The organism is Telluribacter roseus, from assembly GCF_017355915.2.
Classification (GTDB): domain Bacteria; phylum Bacteroidota; class Bacteroidia; order Cytophagales; family Spirosomataceae; genus Telluribacter.
In genome coordinates, this window is record NZ_JAFEUV020000022.1 from 35,585 (window position 1) to 55,485 (window position 19,901).

Sequence of the window (19,901 nt, forward strand, 5' to 3'; positions counted from 1 at the left end):
TCTATTCATCATCAATCTGTCCTTTGTATCCTGAGTCCTGTAGTATCTTGCGGGCATCGGCTATCTTCATCAGCTCGGGTAGCGTTATGTCCGGGTTCTTGGACCTGTACTGGCTTACAATGCGCCAGCCGATCCACCGCCCAATGCCTCCGGGTACCTCGGGTCCTATTTCGGGAGTAAGCGGGCGCTCACCTACGTACTTTTGTTTCTTGAGGTCGCTGGTTTCGTACAGGAGCTTATTTTCCACGAAGAATGCCCACAACTCCGTCTGGCTGTTGTACGTGCGCGTCAGATTCTCCTCGCTGAAACCAATGATGAGGCTGTCAGGAGCCTGAGGAGCCATATGCTTTACAAATTCAAACGACTTACCGTACCCAACCATATCGGCCAGTAGTGTACGGTCGTCAGGGGCTATCTGGTTGTATCGGTCGGCCAGGAAAAACAGAATGGAAGGTACTATTGACTCGGGTTGGTAGCGGCGCAACTGGTAGTTGTATACCTGGGGGCGGTACAGCGCCCGTTCGCCACCAAAGTAGTCCAGCCCAATAATGATCAGACTATCGGAAACGTACAGGTCGTTACCCGTGAATCCCGTGACGATAGTAGCTACCTTTGGCACTGTAAAGTCGGGATAGTAGTACTTGACGTGCCTGAAGGCACTTTCCAGCTGCTCCTGAAGCGGCTGAGCCTTAGGGGTAAATATAGAATCGATCTGTTGTTTAAATCCCCGCAGGGCATTATTGCGTATGTTCTCATAGAGCTGCGCCGCCAGCGACGATTTGTCGGGCGACGCCTCGCTGGAAGGTACTTCGGTGAAGTAGACCTTAGTCAGGAAGGGGTACTTAGCGAGAAAGTTTTCAACATCCTGTACCGACTGACTCGCAAAGAGCTCATCTTCCAGGTCCTGAATAGATACATTGGCCTGAATGTGGCTTACATCGGGCCCTTTTTCGGTAAGCTGGTTACAGCCTACCATCCCTACTAATGAAATGATTAAGACTAAATAGAGGAGTTGAAACAACTTCATACGCGCGTGGTCGAAATGCACAGTAATCAAACGTGCAAAAGTACAAAAAAAGTTGCAGTGGAGCTGACTAACACCAAAGTATCCGTGGGGAAACTTCACCCGTCTAGCCTATATTTTCAAAAAACTGACACACATACCTAGTACCAATGCACAACACTTCTTCTCCGACAGTAAGTATTATAGGCTGTGGCTGGCTTGGGCTGCCACTAGCTAAGCACCTCCTGACCAGCCAGGAGCATTATAAGGTTATCGGCAGTACAACTACCCCCTCCAAACTGGAGCTACTGAGTGCCGCCGGGATTACCCCGGTACTGTTCAGCCTTGATCCTGAACCCAAAGGAACCCACTATTCCACACTTTTTCACAGTGATTTTATCGTTGTGGACATTCCACCCCGTCTGGCGAAACAAGGTGAGGATTTTCATACTCAGCAAGTAAAACACCTAGTGGAGCTCATAAAAAATAGTGAGGTGAAGCAGATAATTTACATTAGCTCTACCTCTGTATACCCCGAACTGAACCGCGAAGTAAGGGAGGAAGACGTACTGGTACCCGAGCAGTCACCGGTGCCATCAATGGTAGAGGCCGAGTTGATAATGAATGGGTTACAGAGTAAATGTGACGTTGTAATACTCCGCTGCGGAGGCCTGATGGGCTATGACCGCATTCCGGGAAAGTACGTTCGGGGGAAGAAGAATCTGACAACCGGAGAGCTCCCTGTGAATTATGTACATCGGGATGATGTCGTGAACGTCATTACCTACCTCCTGAAGAACCCCGTAAAAAAAGGTGTTTTTAATGTGGTTGCGCCGCAACATCCTACGCGAAAAATGGTTTACGAGGCTTCCTGTCGCCAGTTTGGCTGGGAGTTGCCCACTTTTTTAGAGTCTGAAAGCAATGAGCCTTACAAAAGTGTATCAGGTGATAAACTAATGGCTCAGACCGGTTACTCCTACCTGTTTCCGGATCCTCTGAGCTTCTTTTATGAGATGTAGAAGCTCGTGCTGGCACTGCTCAGGTATGGTTTTTACAAATATGTGTGGAGCCGCACCGAAAAAAAGTTGAACATATAAGGCATTGTACATAATAAGGCTGTCGCGACTTGTATAAGGTAAATTAATGCTTTATATAATTCAATCTCAGAAAGCATACCTTAAAGTACATCGGAGTGTGGGGTTGCCTGTTTAGCGCTTTGGCAAGAAAGTTTAACAGAAATTGGCATATTTGTTTAACGATTATTAAATTTGATTCAACAAAATATAAACCTTATACTTTGTTTGTTATGACGGCTATAGAATTCACATATAACATCCATCGGGTTTCGAAGTCTCTGAAACCATTCGCTATGCGCCTGACCCGTGATTCGGAAGATGCGAATGATCTGTTACAGGACACGCTTCTTAAGGCATTTACTAATCGCGACAAGTATACGGATGGAACAAACCTGAAGGCTTGGCTGTACACCATCATGAAGAATACGTTCATTACCAACTATCAGCGGATGGTACGTAAGAACACCTTCATCGATACTACCGATAACCTGCATTATATCAACTCCATGGAGAGCAGCACTGACAACGGTGCCTACACCAGCTTTGCCATGGATGATATCAACCGGGCTATCGAAAATCTGGATTCGGCCTATCGGGTACCCTTCATGATGCACTTCCGGGGCTTCAAGTACCACGAAATAGCCGCCAAACTGGATATACCTATAGGAACTGTAAAGAATCGTATTCACATCGCAAGAAAGGAGCTAAAAGGAAAGCTAAAAGTTTACTCTCATTTCGACTGATTAACAACAAAGACATAAAGCATTGAGCGGTCAGTTCAGAGCCATCTGAAGGACTGCAATGAGGTAGTTTTTGGTTAAAAAGAGGAAGGTTTGGAAAAGTTAGATAGAATTCTGTCTAACTTTTTTTCATGCTTTAGAATCTGTACTACATACACCCTATATGACCCCTCCTAAACGAGTACTGGTAATCGGGGCTGGTTTTGCCGGCCTTTCTGCAGCTACACAACTGGCCCACGACGGCTACGATGTTACTATCCTCGAAAAAAACAGCATTCCCGGCGGACGCGCCCGTGTGTTTCGTGAGCAAGGCTTCGTATTTGATATGGGGCCCAGCTGGTACTGGATGCCCGATGTATTTGAAGACTACTTCGCCCGATTTGGCAAAAAACCTTCTGATTACTACAAGCTGGTTCGTCTGGACCCTTCTTACAAGGTAGTTTTTGGTCCGGATGAAGCCGTGGATCTGCCCGCCGGACTAACGGGGCTTCGTCAGCTATTTGAGTCGATGGAGCCGGGTAGCGGAGAGCGCCTAGACGAGTTTCTGCGGCAGGCTGCCTACAAGTACAAAGTCGGGATTGGCGAGTTTGTCTGGAAGCCTAGCCGCCGCCTTACTGAGTTTATAAGTCTCAAGCTTCTCTACGATGTAGCCCGGCTGGATGTATTCCAGTCATTCGCCCAGCACGTCCGTAAGTTTTTTAAAGATCCCCGCCTTTTGCAGCTGGTAGAGTTTCCGGTACTGTTCCTGGGAGCTACGGCCGAAAACACGCCTGCAATGTACAGCCTCATGAACTACGCCGAGATGAGCATGGGTACCTGGTACCCTATGGGAGGTATGCACGAGATTGTAAAGGGTATGGTAGCGCTGGCGGAAGAGAAAGGAGTAAAGCTGCTGCTGAATCAGAATGTAACTCGTATAGAGGTAGATAAGGGGCAGGCACGGCGAATTCATACCGATTCGGGTATATATGAAGCGGATATATTGATAGCGGGAGCTGATTATCATCACGTAGAGAATGATCTTTTAGGCGATACTTATCGTACATATGATGAAACGTACTGGAGCAAGCGAACTATGGCCCCTTCATCATTGCTTTATTACCTGGGTATAAATAAGAGAGTACCCCGCCTGGAACACCACAATCTTTTCTTTGACGAAGATTTCAAGGTACACGCGGCCGAAATCTACGAAAGCCCGCAGTGGCCCTCTAAGCCGCTGTTTTACGTATCAGCCCCCTCTAAGACTGATCCCTCGGTGGCGCCCGAAGGGTACGAAAACCTATTTGTCCTGATTCCGGTAGCTCCTGGCCTTAGTGGTGATACAGATGCCATACGTGAGAAGTACTATAATCTGGTGATGGAGCGGCTGGAGGCGTATGTTGGGGAGCCGGTTCGGCCTCATGTGTTGTATAAGCGCATGTATGCTCATAGTGATTTCATAAAAGATTATAACTCATTCCGGGGTAATGCCTACGGTCTGGCCAATACACTGATGCAAACAGCTATACTGAAGCCTGCCCTTAAGAGTAAGAAAATCAGGAATATGTACTATACCGGGCAGCTGACTGTACCCGGTCCGGGAGTACCTCCTTCCTTAATTTCAGGAATAGTTGTAGCCCGTGAGGTGAAGAGGGAGAATAATTTATAATTTTGTTTAAAGTTGATTAAACAAAGAGGTGAGTTTTAGGTTTTAGTATCATTAGCTATCATCTGGGTCATCTCCTCCCAAAACCGACGTTCTATGCTGGAGCTATTCAACCAAACATCATTTCACTGTAGCCGGATTATTACCGAGCAGTACAGTACGTCCTTTACGTTGGGAATCCGCACGTTGGACCGCCGCTTTCACATGCCTATTTACGGCATATATGGATTTGTGCGTTGCGCCGATGAGATTGTAGATACATTCCACGATTTCGATAAGAAAGCCCTACTGGATAAGTTTCGGGAGGATACCTACAGTGCCATCAAGGACAGGATCAGTGTTAATCCGGTACTGCATGCGTTTCAGCTGGTAGCCAACCAGTATGGGATCGAACATGAACTGATAGAATGCTTCCTGGATAGCATGGAAATGGATCTGTATGAGCAGGATTACACTTCTGACAACTACTGCAAGTACATCTACGGCTCGGCTGAGGTAGTAGGACTCATGTGTCTGCGGGTGTTCTGCGAGGGCGACAGGGATATGTTTGAGCGGTTGCGGGATGGGGCCTGTAAACTGGGAGCGGCCTTTCAGAAAGTAAACTTCCTGCGTGACATGAAGAGTGACTACATTGAGCGCGGTCGTGTCTACTTCCCCGGTGTACAGTTCACAACCTTTGATCCGGATTCCAAGCACGAAATTGAGAAGGATATCGAAGCTGATTTTGACGCGGCCTATCAGGCAATCCTGATGCTGCCCCGTGGGGCTCGCCAAGGAGTATACCTGGCTTATGTCTACTACCGAACGCTATTCGATAAGATCAAAAAGATACCCGCGGCCCGTATTCAGGAAGAGCGCATACGGGTAGCCGACGGTAAAAAACTGGCGCTTCTGGCGCATACCTACTTCAAATTCAGGATGAATGCCTTGATGCCTGCATTTTTTTGAGGAGTCTTTAAGGTTAACTACACACTTTCAACGTCTCTAACACTACCATCTGGGACTACCTGGTTACAAGCCCTGGGCTAACACCCCGGGCTTAATGGCTGTATGCGCAGGTGCTAACCCTGTGTAGCTGAACATTTACCTGGTTCAGAATGAGTAGAATTCCCGTTGAACTAGCTGTATTAGTTTTCTAACCAAAACTCTGTCTGGAAACATTGAAAATTGCAGTCCCCAAGGAGACGAAGCCTTTGGAAAGGCGTGTGGCTCTAACCCCCGACGTGGTCAAATCTCTTCAGAAAGCCGGATTCAGTTGTCTGATCGAAACAGGTGCCGGCGAAGCCTCCTATTTTTCGGATGACTTATACCTGCAGGCAGGTGCTCTCATCGTGCCCGACGCGGCTTCGGCCTTTGCCGAGGGTGACATTGTCCTGAAGGTCAATGCGCCGGACATAGCCGATGTGGCTCTCATGAAGGAGGGGGCCGTACTGATCTCCTACCTCTACGCCTATACCATCCCGGAAGTAGTGGATGCGCTCAACCGCAGGAAGATCGCTGCCTTCTCTATGGATGCCGTACCTCGTATCTCGCGGGCCCAGAAGATGGATGCGCTCAGTTCGCAGGCCAACCTGGCGGGCTACAAGTCAGTACTGCTGGGTGCCAATGCTCTGGGTAAGATATTCCCGCTGATGATGACCGCCGCGGGTACCATTACGCCCGCCCGGGTGCTGGTATTCGGAGCCGGAGTAGCGGGCCTGCAGGCTATTGCTACCGCCAAGCGTCTGGGCGCCGTAGTAGAGGCCACTGACGTGCGTCCCGAAACCAAAGAGCAGGTAGAGTCACTGGGTGGCCGCTTTCTGCAGGTGGAAGGTGCCGAAGGCGTCAAGACCGAAGGGGGCTACGCCCGCGAAGTATCGGCCGACTACCTCCAGAAGCAGCAGCAGCTCATCAGGGAGCGCATCAAAGAAGCTGATATAGCCATCACTACCGCGCTGGTGATAGGTAAAAAAGCCCCGATCCTGATTACTGAGGAAATGGTAAAGAGTATGAAAACAGGCTCGGTGATCGTGGATATGGCGGTGGAGTCAGGAGGAAACTGTGAACTGAGCGAGCTGAACAAGACGGTCGTGAAGCATGGCGTGACCATTATTGGAGAGTCTAACCTACCTTCGCTGCTGCCCGTCAACGCCAGTGAGTTGTACGCCAAGAATATCTCAACGCTGCTGCTTCACCTGGCTAATAAGGATGGCTTCAAGTGGGAAATGGACGAAGACGTTACCAAAGGTAGCCTTATCACCTACCAGGGCGAGCTCGTGCATCCGTTCACGAAGGAGATCCTGGCCAAGGCTAGAGTCTGATCCGCCACCCCGCGAGAAGTACATCATACAACCACAATCACTCCCGAAACATGACCCTCGAGAACTTTATATTCCTGCTCTATATACTGGTGCTGGCCAGCTACTGTGGCTTTGAGCTTATCTCCAAAGTACCCCCAACCCTGCACACGCCCCTGATGTCAGCCTCCAATGCCATATCGGGTATCACCATCGTAGGAGCTATCCTGTGCGTACGCGAAGGCGAAATCAGCAAGTACCTGGGTATGCTGGCGCTGGTACTGGCTACCATCAACGTGGTAGGTGGCTACGCCGTGACGGACCGCATGCTCCAGATGTTCAAAAAGAAAAAGGCCTAGTGCAGTCTCCTCTGTTTTACCAATAATCCTGCAATTCCCCACATGAACATACTTGTACAACTTACGTATCTGATATCGGCGGTACTTTTTATCGTAGGTATCAAGAAGCTGAACCGTACGCAGGAAGCCCGCCAGGGCAACACCCTGTCGTCGGTGGCGATGCTGCTGGCTATCCTGGCTACCATTACCTACGTAGAGGCGCTGACGCTGCCCGAAATCCTGGCCTGTATTGTAATCGGTGGAGCTATCGGTCTAATCTGGGCCCGCAAGGTAGAGATGACCCAGATGCCCGAGATGGTGGCGATCTTCAACGGTTTCGGGGGCGCGGCTTCCTTTCTGGTAGCCATGTCCGACTACTGGACCCGCGCCGTGGAGCAGCCTGACCTTTCTACTGACCTGGTAACGCTTATTAGTATCCTCCTTAGTGTATTGATTGGTGGTGTCACTTTCACCGGTTCGCTGGCGGCCTATGGCAAATTGAGCGGTAAGATCAGCGGTAACGCTATCGTATTTGGTGGTCAGCACCTGCTCAACCTGGTGCTCCTGATCGTGACCATAGTATGCGGCGTAATGGTTTCACTTGAAATCGACCTGGTAACGGCCATGCTGGTACTGGCGGCTATCTCGCTGGTACTGGGGGTACTGGTGGTAATTCCCATCGGGGGGGCCGATATGCCCGTGGTAATCTCGCTGCTCAACTCCTACTCGGGTATGGCGGCCTGTACTACTGGTTTCGTGCTGAACAACTCTGTACTGATCGTAACGGGAGCTTTGGTAGGTGCTTCGGGTATCATCCTGACTCAGATCATGTGTAAGGCCATGAACCGCTCGCTGGTGAGCGTACTGCTGGGTGGCTTTGGGGCTACTTCGGGTGCCGCTGCTGCTGCGGGTGGTGGTAGCGAAATGGTCATCAAAGAAGTAGGTGTGGAAGAAGCCGCCATGATCTTTGATTCGGCCTCGTCGGTGATCGTGGTACCCGGCTACGGTATGGCCGTGGCGCAGGCCCAGCACGTCGTGCGGGAGATGATGGACCTGCTCGAAAAGAAAGGCGTGAACGTACGCTTTGCCATACACCCTGTAGCGGGTCGTATGCCCGGCCACATGAACGTACTGCTGGCCGAGTCCAATGTACCTTACGACAAGCTTATCGAGATGGAAGAGATCAACGACGACTTCTCCAACACCGATGTAGTATTGGTAGTAGGGGCCAACGACGTAGTAAATCCGGCCGCCCGTACCAATCCGGCCAGTCCAATCTTTGGTATGCCTATCCTGAATGCTGATAAGGCCCGAACCGTGATCGTGAGCAAGCGCTCCATGGCAGCAGGCTACGCCGGTATCGAAAACGAACTCTTCGGCTACGACAACTGCCTCATGCTCTTCGGCGACGCCAAGTCTACCCTGACGAAGATGGTGGGGGAACTGAAAGAGATGTAAATCTTGATGAAATAAAAGTATTGAGCGTGCGGTAGGAGAAACCCTAACGCACGCTTTTTTGTGTAGGCGCTGTATTTCTCAGTGTGACCGGTGTCCTCACCGGCCTTTGGTGCTGCTACATACCTACTATTCTAACTTCATGAAGCATTACCTGTACCTCGTCTTTCTGCTGCTTCTATCCATCTGTGCGGAGGCCCAGGTCCGGCAGACGCTGCTGCTAACTGCTCCGCAGCAACGGGAAGTAACGATACTAGTTAAAACTAACCCAGAAGTACAGGCCCTGTGGAAACCCGTGGAGCAGGAGGCGAAACAGTACCTGAGTGACCAGCCCCGTCCCCGGCGCGTGATCTACTACGAGGGGCTACTGGATACTAATCCCGACCGAATACAGACTACCGAGAGCCTCAAAGACCTGGATAAGGTAGCGGTATGGCTATCGGCCTGGTACGGTACTCAAGAGGCTGTCTATGCTAACAAAATAAAGGGGTACCTGCTGGCTTGGGTAGATACTTACCAGCCTACGGGTAACCCTATTAATGAGAATAAGCTGGAGCCACTGGTGTATAGTTACCAGGTACTTAAGAAGTACTTCTCCAAAGAGGAGAAACGTCAGGTAGACCAATGGCTGACCAAGCTTGCGGAGGCGGAGATGGCCTTTCCCCGTATTCCCGAAAACAACTGGAAAGCCAAGCACATCAAACTGGTAGGTACCATCGGCCTGGTGCTGCAAAAGCCCCAGTATGTAGCGTACGCGCAGGAGCAGTTTAAGACGTACATTGATAGGGCCCTCTACGCTGACGGCACCAGCCGGGACCTGATCGAACGCGACGCCCTGAGCTACCACGTGTCGGGCCTGGACCCGCTCCTAATCTATGCCCTTACTGTGGAGCAGCTAGGAGACAAGCAAGACCACTTCCGCCCCTTTACCTACCAAAGCCCCGAGGGGGGCAGTATCCAAAAATCCATAGACTATGTAGTACCTTACGCCAGAAAAGAGAAGGTGCATAAGGAGTGGGTGAATACGAAAGTAGAGCTGGACCGGCAACGGGCCAAAGCAGGGCTGGAGCACTACCAGCCTGGAAGGTTGTACGAGCCGGAAAGCTCGGTAGACTTATTTACTCTGGCTTCTTATTTCCATCCCCATTACAGAGATGTAGTTCGGGTACTTAGGAAAGAGGGCTTTAAGGAATATGATTCGTGGCTGTCGGTACTGGTAGAGGCATGCAGGTGAGGTACTGTTAATCCCTGCTGTATGGCTGTCTGTAGGTAGTCATATCACCAGCCAGTGGGGCAGCCTCTGTCGTTTTCCAACTCTGCTAACCCCTTCGCTTTCTACGGGCAAACCATTATCTTTGTAAGAAGCGTATATAATGTAAGCATGATTTCTACAACACTACAACCGGCCGAGGTAACGGACGAACTCTTAGAAAAGTACGAAACCGTAATCGGACTCGAAGTACACTGTCAGCTTTTGACCGACTCCAAATTATTCACTACTGATATAAATCGTTTCGGGGCCGAGCCTAATACCAATATTGGTGCGCTGACGCTGGCCCTGCCGGGTACCCTTCCCAAGCTCAACAAGAAGGCTCTCGAGTACGCCGTGCGTATGGGGCTGGCCTGTGGCTGTACCATTACGCGCCGTACCATATTCGACCGCAAAAACTACTTCTATCCTGACCTTCCTAAGGGGTACCAGATCTCGCAGGACAAGGCGCCGATCTGCCAGGGCGGAGGTATCCTGATCACAACTAAAGGCCCAGACGGAAAACCCATAGAAAAGACCATCCGGCTGCACCACATCCACCTGGAAGAAGACGCGGGCAAGTCTGTACACGACGGCAACGATACGGCTACCTTACTGGACTACAACCGCGCCGGTACGCCGCTGATCGAGATGGTGTCGGAGCCCGATCTGCGTTCGGCCGAGGAAACGGGGGCTTACGTGACAGCGATCCGTCAGCTGGTAAGGTACCTGGATGTTTGTGATGGCAACATGGAGGAAGGCTCCTTGCGCTGCGATGTCAACATCTCAATCCGGCCCTGGGGACAGGAGGAGTTTGGTACCAAGGTAGAGATCAAGAACATGAACTCGATCCGCAACATTATGCGGGCGGTCGAGTACGAGTGGCGCCGTCAGGTTGCACTAGCCGAGAGCGGAGGTACCATCACGCAGGAAACCCGGATGTTCGACGCTGATTCGGGACAGACCTATGGTATGCGGGTGAAGGAAACCATGAACGACTACCGCTACTTCCCCGATCCGGATCTGTGCCCCGTAGTACTGTCGGATGAGTGGATGGAGGAGGTAAAAGCCAAAATGCCCGCTTTGCCCAATGAGCTGCGTGAGAAGTTTGTGAGCCAGTACGGTATACCTGCCTACGACGCCGCTCAGTTAACCGATACCAAGGAAATGGCTGCCTACTTTGAAGAAGTATGCAGTCACACTACGCACTACAAGACGGCTTCTAACTGGCTGATGGGTCCTGTGAAGTCTTACCTGAATGAAACGGGCGAGGATATGGAGGCTTTCCCCCTGAAGGCCGTCGTGCTGGCCGGACTGATCGAATTGGTAGAAACAGGGGTGATCAGCCACTCGACCGCTACCCAGAAAGCCTTCCCGGCCCTGCTGGAAGATGCGGAGCAGTCGCCCCGCGAGCTGGCCGAAGCAAATAACTGGCTGCAGAACCGCAATACCGGAGAGCTGGAAACGTTGGTAGATGAGGTATTGGCCGCCATGCCGGACAAGGTAACTGCCTACCGCAAAGGCAAAAAAGGCTTGCTCGGACTTTTTGTCGGAGAAGTCATGAAAAAGTCACGCGGAACGGCCGATCCTAAGCTGGTGAACGAATTGCTGGCTGAAAAACTTAAGTAGAACAAGTGGCCGGGTAAAGAGTTGATCTTTACGCTACTACACCCATATATCTAACAAGAAGCAGACGTATGAAAAGGATGATGTATCTGATGGGACTGGTGCTGTGGGGGGCGATAGCCCAGGCACAAATTCCCAAAGAATTCTCCGTTGCCGGAAAAATAAAAAATGGCAGCGCGGGCGAAAAAGTATACCTGCAGCTGTCAACCAACCCGCCCACTCCGGTAGACTCCACCACACTGGCGGCCGATGGTACCTTTACCATCAGGGCTACTGAGAAGGATGGCGGTAATTTTTATATTCTTAACGTAGCCAATCGGCAGAGGGTTGTCCTGCTGGTAGAGGGGGGAGAGCAGCTCAATGTCGTAGCTGACGGCTACGAACAGGACCCCAACGGTAAGCCCGGCAAGGCCGACGTAAAAGGCTCTAAGAACATGGAGTACTACGCTAAGCTGGTAGACCTGAACCAGACGATGGTAGAGAAGGTGAACAAGTGGAATGAGGAGTTTGCCAAGGCCAACGAAAAGAAAGATACCAAGAAGGCGCAGGAAATACAGGCGTCTTTTCAGAAAGCCGAAGAGGAGCACCTTTCTAACATTAAGGCGCTGATCCCGGAGATGGGTACCTCTATGGTGGCCATTTTTGCCGCTAATAACCTGCTGAATCCGGAGCGTGATTTCGAAATGATGAATGCCGTAGCAGAGCGATTCAAGAAAGAAAACCCGGACTCCAAGTTAGCGCAGATGTACATTGGCTACATTAAGCGGATCAAAGGTATATCGGTAGGTGATGTTGCGCCTGATTTCACGCTCAACAGTCCTGACGGTACTCCCATCAGCCTTTCTTCGCTACGTGGTAAGTACGTCCTGATCGACTTCTGGGCGGCCTGGTGCGGCCCTTGTCGGATGGAAAACCCCAACGTGGTAAAGATGTACAACAAGTACAAGGACAAAGGCTTTACCATCTATGGTGTGTCTCTGGACAGCAGTAAGGATGCGTGGGTAGGGGCGATCAAGAAAGATGGCCTGCCCTGGCACCACGGCTCAGAGCTGAAAAAGTGGAACTCGGAAGTAGCCCAGACTTACGGTGTCAACGCCATACCGGCAACCTACCTGCTCGATAAGGAAGGTAAAGTAATTGCCAAGAACCTACGCGGCGCTTCTCTTGAAAACAAGCTGGCGGAGCTGCTGGGAGCAGAAGGGAAGTAAGATTTCGTACAGGTAATATACATTCATGAACGGTACTACACAGGTAGTACCGTTTTTTTGTGCCCTGCCGGTTCATTCTCTGTGAGTTTCTTCGACTCACACAAGCGCTTTTCGTATCTTGCCGCCTGTTTCTGAGCCACAGATCATTGCGGCAGAAGTAGTCCTGAAATTTTAACCCCTCTTTTGTTCATGAAGATTGCCATAGTTGGGTGCGGTAATATGGGAATGGCCTTTGCCCGTGCCTTTTTGAAGTTTGATCTGGTCAAAAAAGAAGATTTCCTGCTGGTGGAGAAAAGCCCGGAGCGTATGGAGAGCCTGCGTAGCTTTCAGCCGGGCGTACTGACGGGCATCATCGGCCCGCAGATCGGTGAGTACGATCTGGTGATCTTGTCTGTCAAGCCGCAGGACTTTGTATCGGTACAGGGAGCACTGGCAGAGGTAATAAAGCCGCAGCAGGTTGTTTTCTCTATCATGGCCGGTATCACCATTGCTACCATTCAGGAAGCTTTGCAGCACAAGCTAGTCATACGGGCTATGCCTAATACTCCAGCCATGCTGGGTATGGGTATCACGGCCTACGCGTCTTCGCCGGAAGTAGATCTTCAGCAGCTTCGCCGGGTCGAAAACCTCATAAATGCCACGGGACGCTCTGTATTTCTGGAAGAAGAAAGCCAGCTGGACGCCGTTACGGCACTTAGTGGTAGTGGCCCCGCGTATTTCTTTTACCTGGTCAAGGCCATGGTAGAGGCCGGTAAGCAGATGGGCTTTGAGGAGTCGGTGGCTTCGCTGCTGGTAAAGCAGACCATGCTGGGCTCCTTTCACCTGATCAATAATGCCGATAAATCGCTGGATGAACTGATAAAAGCCGTAGCCTCCAAAGGAGGTACTACCGAGGCGGCTCTGAGGCAGTTTGAAGAGGGAGCACTGGCCGAAACACTGGCTAAGGGTATACTGGCCGCAGAGCGCAGGGCGCAGGAATTATCAAAGGGATAAGGAAAAGCGGAGGAAAGCAGGAAGGGAGGAAAGTAGTTGATCTTCTTTCGTACCCTTCCTGCTTTCCTGCTTTTCTCCCTTGCTCCTTTTATTCACTCAATCACTAAGGTGTCGTAATACGCCAGAGCGGCTATTACTTCATCTTTGGTTAACTTCTTCTTAGACCGAAGCCTATCTTTTAACTGGTTGGCTTTCTCAGGCAATGCCGCCAGCAGTGACTCAGTGGTCAGCTTAATTTCTACCGGGTCGGCACTGCCTTTCCGGATGTAGTACCGCTCAACGGTTACGTATTCACCATCGAAGTCACGAGCATCCTTACTCTTCCAGTTGGTTTCATGTTGCCGGCGGTAATTGACCAGAAATTTGGTTGTCCCCGTATTAAATACAGCGAAATAGGTTCGTGTCGTTGTACCTAGAAATTTGATTGGTAGACTTACAAAGGGTACTCCATTGATGGAGAATGCAATCGGTATTACGGGGGTTTCTTTATCTGAGTCAGGGAACCGGCACAGGATTTCATCAGTAAACAAATTGTAGGCGATTTGGCAGGGAACGTCTTCTCCCTTGCCATCTATATTTACCGTTCCTGACTGCCATATAGGAAAACTCATGTAAGGGCTTCCCAGAAAGACCCTCTCCAAAACAGAGCCATCGTTTCTTCGGTATATATCGAAAGTGGTAACAAGTTTCCCTTTGTCGTTCTCAAATACTTTATAATTTTTAGCAATGAATGGGCCACTTACTGACCTGCCTGTGTGATCAAGCTGACAAAAGGCCAGAGTATTGATGGTAAACAGAGAGAGTAGGATGAACAGGAGGCGGAGCAGCATATTGCAGAACTTGTTTGAAGTGTGGAGTCAAAGTTGCAGCAGCGGTATTGGGCGTCCGACTATCTTGAAGGAAAATCTAAAATGATATATTCCCTTATGAGTTGTCAGTTCCCTTCTGGAAGTTATTGAAAATAGTTTTGGATGACAAGCGGGAGGTTAATCTTTTTAATGCGTACTACTCCATACGCATTTCAGGGTGACTAAAATTGCTTATTGGGGCAAAAGCCAGGTAGCTTGCCACCCCGGCAGTTCCGGGCCGCGACGGCGATCCGGCTTTAGCAGAAAACAGGGCGCAGGAATTATCGAAAGGGTAGTTTTATAATGAAGAGTGAGAAGTGAAGAATGAAAAACGTTTTTCACTTCTCACTCTTCACTCTTCACTCTTCACTTATTGAGCTTGCTCAACGATTATCCTCTACAATACCCAGGTAGTTGAACGGCGTAATCCGGCGTAGTTCTTCACGTACGGATTCTGATACGTCCAAGGTCTCAACGAAGCGTGAGAGAGATTCCTGGGTAATCCGCTCATTCGTACGTGTGAGGTTCTTAAGCGCTTCGTAAGGCTTAGGATATCCCTCCCGACGCAGGATCGTCTGGATCGCCTCCGACACCACCGGCCAGTTATCTTCCAGGTCCTGCTTCAGTACCTGTTCGTTTAGCTCCAGTTTGCCCAATCCTTTCAGCAGTGAGTTCAGGGCAATGATCTGGTGAGCGATGGGTACTCCTATATTACGCAGTACCGTCGAGTCGGTCAGGTCGCGCTGTAGCCGTGATACGGGTAGCTTCGACGAGAAGTGGTCAAAAAGAGCGTTGGCAATACCCAGGTTACCTTCGGAGTTTTCAAAGTCAATGGGGTTGACCTTATGAGGCATGGCCGACGATCCTACTTCACCTGCTTTGATCTTCTGCTTGAAGTAGTTCATGGAAATATACGTCCAGAGGTCGCGGTTCAGGTCCACCAGGATCGTATTCAGTCGCTTCAGGCCGTCAAACAGGGCTGCCAGGTTATCGTAGTGCTCAATCTGGGTAGTGTGTTTGCTGCGCTTCAGACTCAGACTCTCCACAAAGCGGTGGGCAAAGCTCATCCAGTCTATATCCGGATAGGCTACGTGGTGGGCGTTGAAGTTACCCGTAGCGCCACCAAACTTCGCTGAGTACGGTACACACTCCAGTAATTCAAACTGCCGCTCGATCCGCTCTACAAATACCAGAAACTCCTTACCTACACGAGTAGGCGAAGCCGGCTGACCATGGGTAAAGGCCAGCATGGGTACATTACGCCATTCAATCGACATCCGCTTCAGGACAAACAGGACCTGGCGGAAGAGGGGTTTTACCTGTTTTTCCAGCGCATCTTTCAGCGACAGCGGAATAGCCGTATTGTTGATATCCTGAGAAGTAAGTCCGAAGTGGATAAACTCCTGCACCTCGCTCAGCCCCAGTTGGTCAAATTTTTCTTTAAGAAAATACTCGACCGCCTTCACATCATGATTAGTTTCCTTCTCAATGTTCTTTATATGAAGAGCGTCATTCTCGTTGAATCCTTCGTATATATCACGTAGCTTAGGGTACAGACTCTTATTGAAGTTGGCTAGCTGTGGGAGGGGGAGTTCGCAAAGTGCAATAAAGTACTCGACCTCTACCCATACCCGATAGCGGATCAGAGCATACTCTGAAAAATAAGCAGAAAGCTCGGCTACTTGCTTGTGGTACCGTCCGTCTACGGGAGATATAGCCGTTAGTTGATTTAAAGCCATCGTTACTAAAATAATGTTAGTATACAAAGGTAGGGGATTTAGTGGGTTGTGTTTTAGGGTTTTTGCGGGAAAATCTTCTTCCTGGTATTTGCTGTGGAAATTTTAATACAATTCTCATATTTGTCGAAAATTCATTCTAAACCCTACTAATATTTATGCAAACTACTCCCTTTATCGGTGAGCTTATTGGATCCATGGTACTGCTACTGCTGGGCAATGGCGTAGTAGCCAATGTAGTACTCAAACAAACAAAAGGGGAAGGCGGTGGCTGGGTCGTGATCACCACCGGCTGGGCTTTTGCCGTCGTCATGGGAGTATTCACTGCCAATGCCTTCGGGAGTCCTGATGCACATATCAATCCGGCCGTTACGCTGGGTTTTGCGGTGCTGCACAACGATTACAGCCAGGTGGTCAGCTACATTACCGCTCAGATGATAGGAGCGTTTCTGGGGGCTATTCTGGTATGGGTGTACTATCTGCCGCACTGGAAGGCCACGCCCGATCCGGGAGATAAACTGGCCTGCTTTGCGACAGCACCCGCTATCCGGACCAACGGCCCCAATTTCATCAGCGAGTTACTGGCTACCTGGGTGCTGATCCTTGGTATCGTGGCGATCAGCCGGGCAGGAGCCATTCCCGAGAGCGGTGCCATCCCATCCGGATTGGGCCCCTACCTGGTAGGTCTGCTGGTGTGGAGTATCGGGCTGTCGCTGGGAGGCTCTACGGGCTATGCCATCAACCCCGCCCGCGACCTTGGCCCGCGTATAGCGCATGCCATACTGCCCATTCCGCAGAAAGGCCACTCCGACTGGGGCTATGCCTGGATACCCGTAGTGGCACCTATGGTAGGCGCGGCTATTGCGGCCATTATGCTGCAGGTATTTGCGCTGCAGTAGGTTGTTAGGTGTTAGTTTTTAGCTGTTAGGTACTGGTACTACTTTCCCATGGTTGTATTATCTCTGGCCAGTGAGACACTCTCCTAAAGCTACAATGCCCGGATCTGTATGACAGATCCGGGCATTGTAGTATGGTACTTTATAAAGAGTTGCTAAAGGCTAACAACTAATAACTAACCACTAACAGCTAACCACTACTTTCCCCCAACTACTACCTCCGTCAGATCGTCTAGTTGTAGGTACTGATTTGCGATCCGCTGGATATCTTCGGCGGTAGTAGCATGTATCTGGTCAATATACCGATCAAAGAAATCAGCCGGTAGTTCATCCAGCAGGAGTATTTTCTGACGATCCGCTACCTCAAAAGCCGTGTTGAGCGATCCGGCAAACTCACCTGCCATAAAGTTTTTTACGTTTTGTAGCTCATCGTCCGGCACGGGCTGTGTCTGCAGGAGGTGTATCTCCTTTCTGATTTCGTCCAGAGTCTGTTGCGTAAACTCTTTCTTTACATCCGTACCAATGGTAAAGTAGCCATCGTGCCGGAGTGTAATGACGCTGGATGAAATACCGTAGGTAAGGCCTTTCTCCTCCCGGATGTTCTTCATGAGCCGCGACCCAAAGTATCCTCCCAGAATCTCGTTCGTCACGAGCATTTTGAAGTAGTCAGGGTGCTTGCGAGTTAAAAGTCGCTTGCCCAGCCGGATCGACGACTGTAAACTTTCAGCTTTTTCTGTCAGCGAGGCTCCTCCTCCGGCGGGTAATACCGACGAGTCGAGCGCCGCTTCGGAGGGCGTAGTAAGGCCCTGTACCTGCCCCAGGTACTGGTTTACCAGTTGTATCTCCTGCTGTCCGACCTGACCCGACAGGATAATCCGGTAACTGCTGTTGCGGATATGCTGCTCATAATGGGCCTGGGCCGCTTCGCGACTCACTTGATTAATCTGCTCTTCACTCTGGCTGCGACCGTACGGATGCTCGGTACCGTACAGGCTGGCCCGTAGCTGCCGGGTAGCCAGGAAGGCGTTTTTCTCCTGGTTAACGCGCAGGTTTTGTAAAGTGATATTCTGAAGGTCCTCCCACTCTTTCTCAGGAAACGTAGCTGCGGCAATCAGCTCCTGTACCAGGGGAAGTACCTCGGGCAGAAAACGGGTGAGGCAGTATACCATAATACCGGCGCGGTCGGCCGAGTGGGTCATTTCCGTAAAGGCGCCAACGTAGTCAAAAGCTTCGCTGATACCGGCGGAGCTACGGGTCAGGGTACCTTCGGGCAGCATTTTGATGGCAAAGTAGGAGGCACCGGGTTGTGACTCGTACCAGGTACCGGCATCAAATATACATTCCAGCCTTACGACGGGTTGGTCACCAATATTAATAACATGTAAAACGATACCATTGTCAAGCGTAACGGTTTCGGCGTCGGGCAGGTGAATGGATCGGATAATGCGATAAGAGGGCGCGATAGTTCTATCTAGTTGCATAGGCGTAGTCAAGAAGGCTATAAAAAACGAATGACATCCTAAGGGGACGTCATTCGTACTAGTATAAAAACTCTGCCGTAGCAGATTTAGTTCTGATTATTCATCCACGGCATCCAGGCCAGCTTTTCCTTTTTTGTTCAGACTCATGGAGAGTGAGAGGCGCAGGGTCTGGGCCAGTGGGCTACCCTGGCGTACCGGCATCAGGTAAGCAAAGTCAAGTGCGTACATCTCCTGAAAACGAAGGCCAAAACCAGCCGTAAAGAACTTGCGGTCACCTTTCATGCGGCTTTCGCCGAAGTAACCAAAGCGAGCAGCAAACACATTGTTGTACCAGTACTCTACGCCCGTCGACAGAGAAATCTCTTTAAGCTCTTCGCTGAATCCGTCAGGAGCATCAGCAAAGGAGCCAAAAATACCACTCATCAGAGGTAGTTCGCGTGGGTCGCGGCCCCGTACGGCTACGTATTGTCCTCCCTGGTATTGCCATACCGGTGGAGTAGGTACCATTAGTTTGTTGGCATCCAGCAGGAAGTTGAAGCGGTTACGGCCGTCGGCAGTGTACGATATACCAGTACCTATCTTCAGGTTGGTTGGAATGAAAGATCTGTATTCGCTACCGTAAGATACTTTACCTCCCAGATTGGAGATCATAGCTCCCCACGACCAGGTCAGGTTGCTACCGGTCTCGAGGTTCGAAAACTCTTTCTTATAGTAGGCACTGATATCACCAGCGGCTGTTTGAGCCGGCCGTACCGAGAAGCCACTCACCACGGCATTACCGGCCAGGTTAGAGTAAATGTACTTCAGCGTCAGACCCATCGAGAAGTTCTGAGAAAGCTGGCGGCTGTAAGTACCCGCAGCGGCCAGTTCCTGAGCTACAAAGTAGCCTATGTTCATGCCCTGGTTGTTACGAAGGTCGATCTCGCCGTTATTGAAGTAGTTTATAGAGAATGCTACGGCCTGTCCATTACCTACCTTCTTATAGGCCGAAATATAGGACAGGAACATGTCATCTACCAGGTTACGAAGCCATGGGGTATAAGACACAGATACACCAAAGTCTTTTTCTGCATAAGGAAGTTTCGCAGCGTTCCAGAAGGTAGCGTTAGCATCCGGGCTGAGGGCAACACCGGCATCACCTAAGGCAGCACTACGGGCATCAGGAGCAAAGTTGAGGAAATTAAGTACTGAGTATGGAATGCGCCGAGTGGTGTCGGTGGTAAGCGGTTGAGCAAGTAGACTGCCTGCCCAGAAAAGTAATAAAGATAAGCTAACGAAAAAACGTTTCATGTTTCTTTGGTTTTACTGGCAGAGGCCCACGGGGTACGCTC

At 50.4% G+C, this 19,901-nt stretch carries 17 protein-coding genes; 12 read left to right on the forward strand and 5 right to left on the reverse strand.

From position 1 onward, the window contains the following. Position 1: 1 nt before the first annotated feature. Positions 2 to 1,027: a gliding motility lipoprotein GldB gene (gene gldB / locus JTN23_RS24355; protein WP_247237726.1), complete on the reverse strand. Its 1,026-nt coding sequence runs from the start codon at positions 1,025 to 1,027 to the stop codon at positions 2 to 4. A gap of 146 nt (positions 1,028 to 1,173) precedes the next feature. On the opposite strand from gldB, the gene JTN23_RS24360 reads away from it, so the two are divergent. The 11 genes from JTN23_RS24360 (at position 1,174) to proC (ending at position 13,609) form a co-directional block, all read left to right on the forward strand. Further along, positions 1,174 to 2,022 (forward strand): NAD(P)H-binding protein, encoded by an 849-nt coding sequence (locus JTN23_RS24360; RefSeq protein ID WP_247237727.1) that lies wholly within the window; start codon positions 1,174 to 1,176, stop codon positions 2,020 to 2,022. A 287-nt stretch (positions 2,023 to 2,309) separates the two neighbouring features. Beyond that, a complete protein-coding gene (locus JTN23_RS24365) occupies positions 2,310 to 2,822 on the forward strand; it encodes an RNA polymerase sigma factor (protein WP_207503447.1) in 513 nt (170 codons plus the stop codon). Between the two features lie 160 nt (positions 2,823 to 2,982). Further along, entirely contained in the window at positions 2,983 to 4,467 is a 1,485-nt protein-coding gene (crtID, locus tag JTN23_RS24370; protein WP_247237728.1) for a bifunctional phytoene desaturase/3,4-desaturase, read from the forward strand. A 93-nt stretch (positions 4,468 to 4,560) separates the two neighbouring features. Then, complete coding sequence (locus JTN23_RS24375; RefSeq protein WP_247237729.1) at positions 4,561 to 5,412, forward strand: phytoene/squalene synthase family protein; 852 nt, start codon at positions 4,561 to 4,563, stop codon at positions 5,410 to 5,412. 212 nt (positions 5,413 to 5,624) lie between these two features. Then, complete coding sequence (locus JTN23_RS24380) at positions 5,625 to 6,764, forward strand: Re/Si-specific NAD(P)(+) transhydrogenase subunit alpha (protein WP_247237730.1); 1,140 nt, start codon at positions 5,625 to 5,627, stop codon at positions 6,762 to 6,764. A gap of 50 nt (positions 6,765 to 6,814) precedes the next feature. After that, positions 6,815 to 7,099: an NAD(P) transhydrogenase subunit alpha part 2 gene (locus JTN23_RS24385; protein WP_207503451.1), complete on the forward strand. Its 285-nt coding sequence runs from the start codon at positions 6,815 to 6,817 to the stop codon at positions 7,097 to 7,099. Positions 7,100 to 7,141: 42 nt separating this feature from the next. After that, a complete protein-coding gene (locus JTN23_RS24390) occupies positions 7,142 to 8,536 on the forward strand; it encodes an NAD(P)(+) transhydrogenase (Re/Si-specific) subunit beta (protein WP_247237731.1) in 1,395 nt (464 codons plus the stop codon). 139 nt (positions 8,537 to 8,675) lie between these two features. Beyond that, positions 8,676 to 9,767 carry an alginate lyase family protein gene (locus tag JTN23_RS24395; RefSeq protein ID WP_247237732.1) on the forward strand — a complete coding sequence of 364 codons (1,092 nt, stop codon included), beginning with the start codon at positions 8,676 to 8,678 and terminating at the stop codon, positions 9,765 to 9,767. 147 nt (positions 9,768 to 9,914) lie between these two features. Continuing rightward, positions 9,915 to 11,411 (forward strand): Asp-tRNA(Asn)/Glu-tRNA(Gln) amidotransferase subunit GatB, encoded by a 1,497-nt coding sequence (gene gatB, locus JTN23_RS24400; protein ID WP_247237733.1) that lies wholly within the window; start codon positions 9,915 to 9,917, stop codon positions 11,409 to 11,411. A gap of 68 nt (positions 11,412 to 11,479) precedes the next feature. Continuing rightward, entirely contained in the window at positions 11,480 to 12,616 is a 1,137-nt protein-coding gene (locus tag JTN23_RS24405; RefSeq protein WP_247237734.1) for a TlpA disulfide reductase family protein, read from the forward strand. 189 nt (positions 12,617 to 12,805) lie between these two features. Next, the gene (proC, locus tag JTN23_RS24410) at positions 12,806 to 13,609 is read left to right on the forward strand and encodes a pyrroline-5-carboxylate reductase (protein WP_247237735.1); all 804 of its coding nucleotides are present in this window, start codon (positions 12,806 to 12,808) and stop codon (positions 13,607 to 13,609) included. A gap of 92 nt (positions 13,610 to 13,701) precedes the next feature. On the opposite strand, the gene JTN23_RS24415 is transcribed toward proC, so the two are convergent. Together JTN23_RS24415 and purB are read right to left on the reverse strand one after the other, a co-directional pair. Next, a complete protein-coding gene (locus JTN23_RS24415) occupies positions 13,702 to 14,439 on the reverse strand; it encodes a hypothetical protein (RefSeq protein WP_247237736.1) in 738 nt (245 codons plus the stop codon). A gap of 401 nt (positions 14,440 to 14,840) precedes the next feature. Next, positions 14,841 to 16,196 carry an adenylosuccinate lyase gene (purB, locus tag JTN23_RS24420; RefSeq protein WP_247237737.1) on the reverse strand — a complete coding sequence of 452 codons (1,356 nt, stop codon included), beginning with the start codon at positions 16,194 to 16,196 and terminating at the stop codon, positions 14,841 to 14,843. A 155-nt stretch (positions 16,197 to 16,351) separates the two neighbouring features. Here purB and JTN23_RS24425 point away from each other — a divergent pair, with 155 nt between their 5' ends. Continuing rightward, the gene (locus tag JTN23_RS24425) at positions 16,352 to 17,092 is read left to right on the forward strand and encodes an MIP/aquaporin family protein (protein WP_247237738.1); all 741 of its coding nucleotides are present in this window, start codon (positions 16,352 to 16,354) and stop codon (positions 17,090 to 17,092) included. Between the two features lie 194 nt (positions 17,093 to 17,286). On the opposite strand, the gene JTN23_RS24430 is transcribed toward JTN23_RS24425, so the two are convergent. Next, positions 17,287 to 18,570, reverse strand: a complete 1,284-nt coding sequence (locus JTN23_RS24430) for a M16 family metallopeptidase (protein WP_247237739.1) — start codon at positions 18,568 to 18,570, stop codon at positions 17,287 to 17,289. 96 nt (positions 18,571 to 18,666) lie between these two features. Continuing rightward, a complete protein-coding gene (gene porV, locus JTN23_RS24435; RefSeq protein WP_247237740.1) occupies positions 18,667 to 19,860 on the reverse strand; it encodes a type IX secretion system outer membrane channel protein PorV in 1,194 nt (397 codons plus the stop codon). Positions 19,861 to 19,901: the final 41 nt, after the last annotated feature.

Coding starts and splice junctions, on each gene's coding strand:
- gldB (WP_247237726.1), bottom strand. CDS start 1,027: ATGAAGTTGTTTCAACTCCTCTATTTAGTCTTAATCATTTCATTAGTA.
- JTN23_RS24360 (WP_247237727.1), top strand. CDS start 1,174: ATGCACAACACTTCTTCTCCGACAGTAAGTATTATAGGCTGTGGCTGG.
- JTN23_RS24425 (WP_247237738.1), top strand. CDS start 16,352: ATGCAAACTACTCCCTTTATCGGTGAGCTTATTGGATCCATGGTACTG.
- crtID (WP_247237728.1), top strand. CDS start 2,983: ATGACCCCTCCTAAACGAGTACTGGTAATCGGGGCTGGTTTTGCCGGC.
- JTN23_RS24415 (WP_247237736.1), bottom strand. CDS start 14,439: ATGCTGCTCCGCCTCCTGTTCATCCTACTCTCTCTGTTTACCATCAAT.
- gatB (WP_247237733.1), top strand. CDS start 9,915: ATGATTTCTACAACACTACAACCGGCCGAGGTAACGGACGAACTCTTA.
- porV (WP_247237740.1), bottom strand. CDS start 19,860: ATGAAACGTTTTTTCGTTAGCTTATCTTTATTACTTTTCTGGGCAGGC.
- JTN23_RS24375 (WP_247237729.1), top strand. CDS start 4,561: ATGCTGGAGCTATTCAACCAAACATCATTTCACTGTAGCCGGATTATT.
- JTN23_RS24385 (WP_207503451.1), top strand. CDS start 6,815: ATGACCCTCGAGAACTTTATATTCCTGCTCTATATACTGGTGCTGGCC.
- JTN23_RS24430 (WP_247237739.1), bottom strand. CDS start 18,570: ATGCAACTAGATAGAACTATCGCGCCCTCTTATCGCATTATCCGATCC.
- JTN23_RS24395 (WP_247237732.1), top strand. CDS start 8,676: ATGAAGCATTACCTGTACCTCGTCTTTCTGCTGCTTCTATCCATCTGT.
- proC (WP_247237735.1), top strand. CDS start 12,806: ATGAAGATTGCCATAGTTGGGTGCGGTAATATGGGAATGGCCTTTGCC.
- purB (WP_247237737.1), bottom strand. CDS start 16,196: ATGGCTTTAAATCAACTAACGGCTATATCTCCCGTAGACGGACGGTAC.
- JTN23_RS24390 (WP_247237731.1), top strand. CDS start 7,142: ATGAACATACTTGTACAACTTACGTATCTGATATCGGCGGTACTTTTT.
- JTN23_RS24365 (WP_207503447.1), top strand. CDS start 2,310: ATGACGGCTATAGAATTCACATATAACATCCATCGGGTTTCGAAGTCT.
- JTN23_RS24405 (WP_247237734.1), top strand. CDS start 11,480: ATGAAAAGGATGATGTATCTGATGGGACTGGTGCTGTGGGGGGCGATA.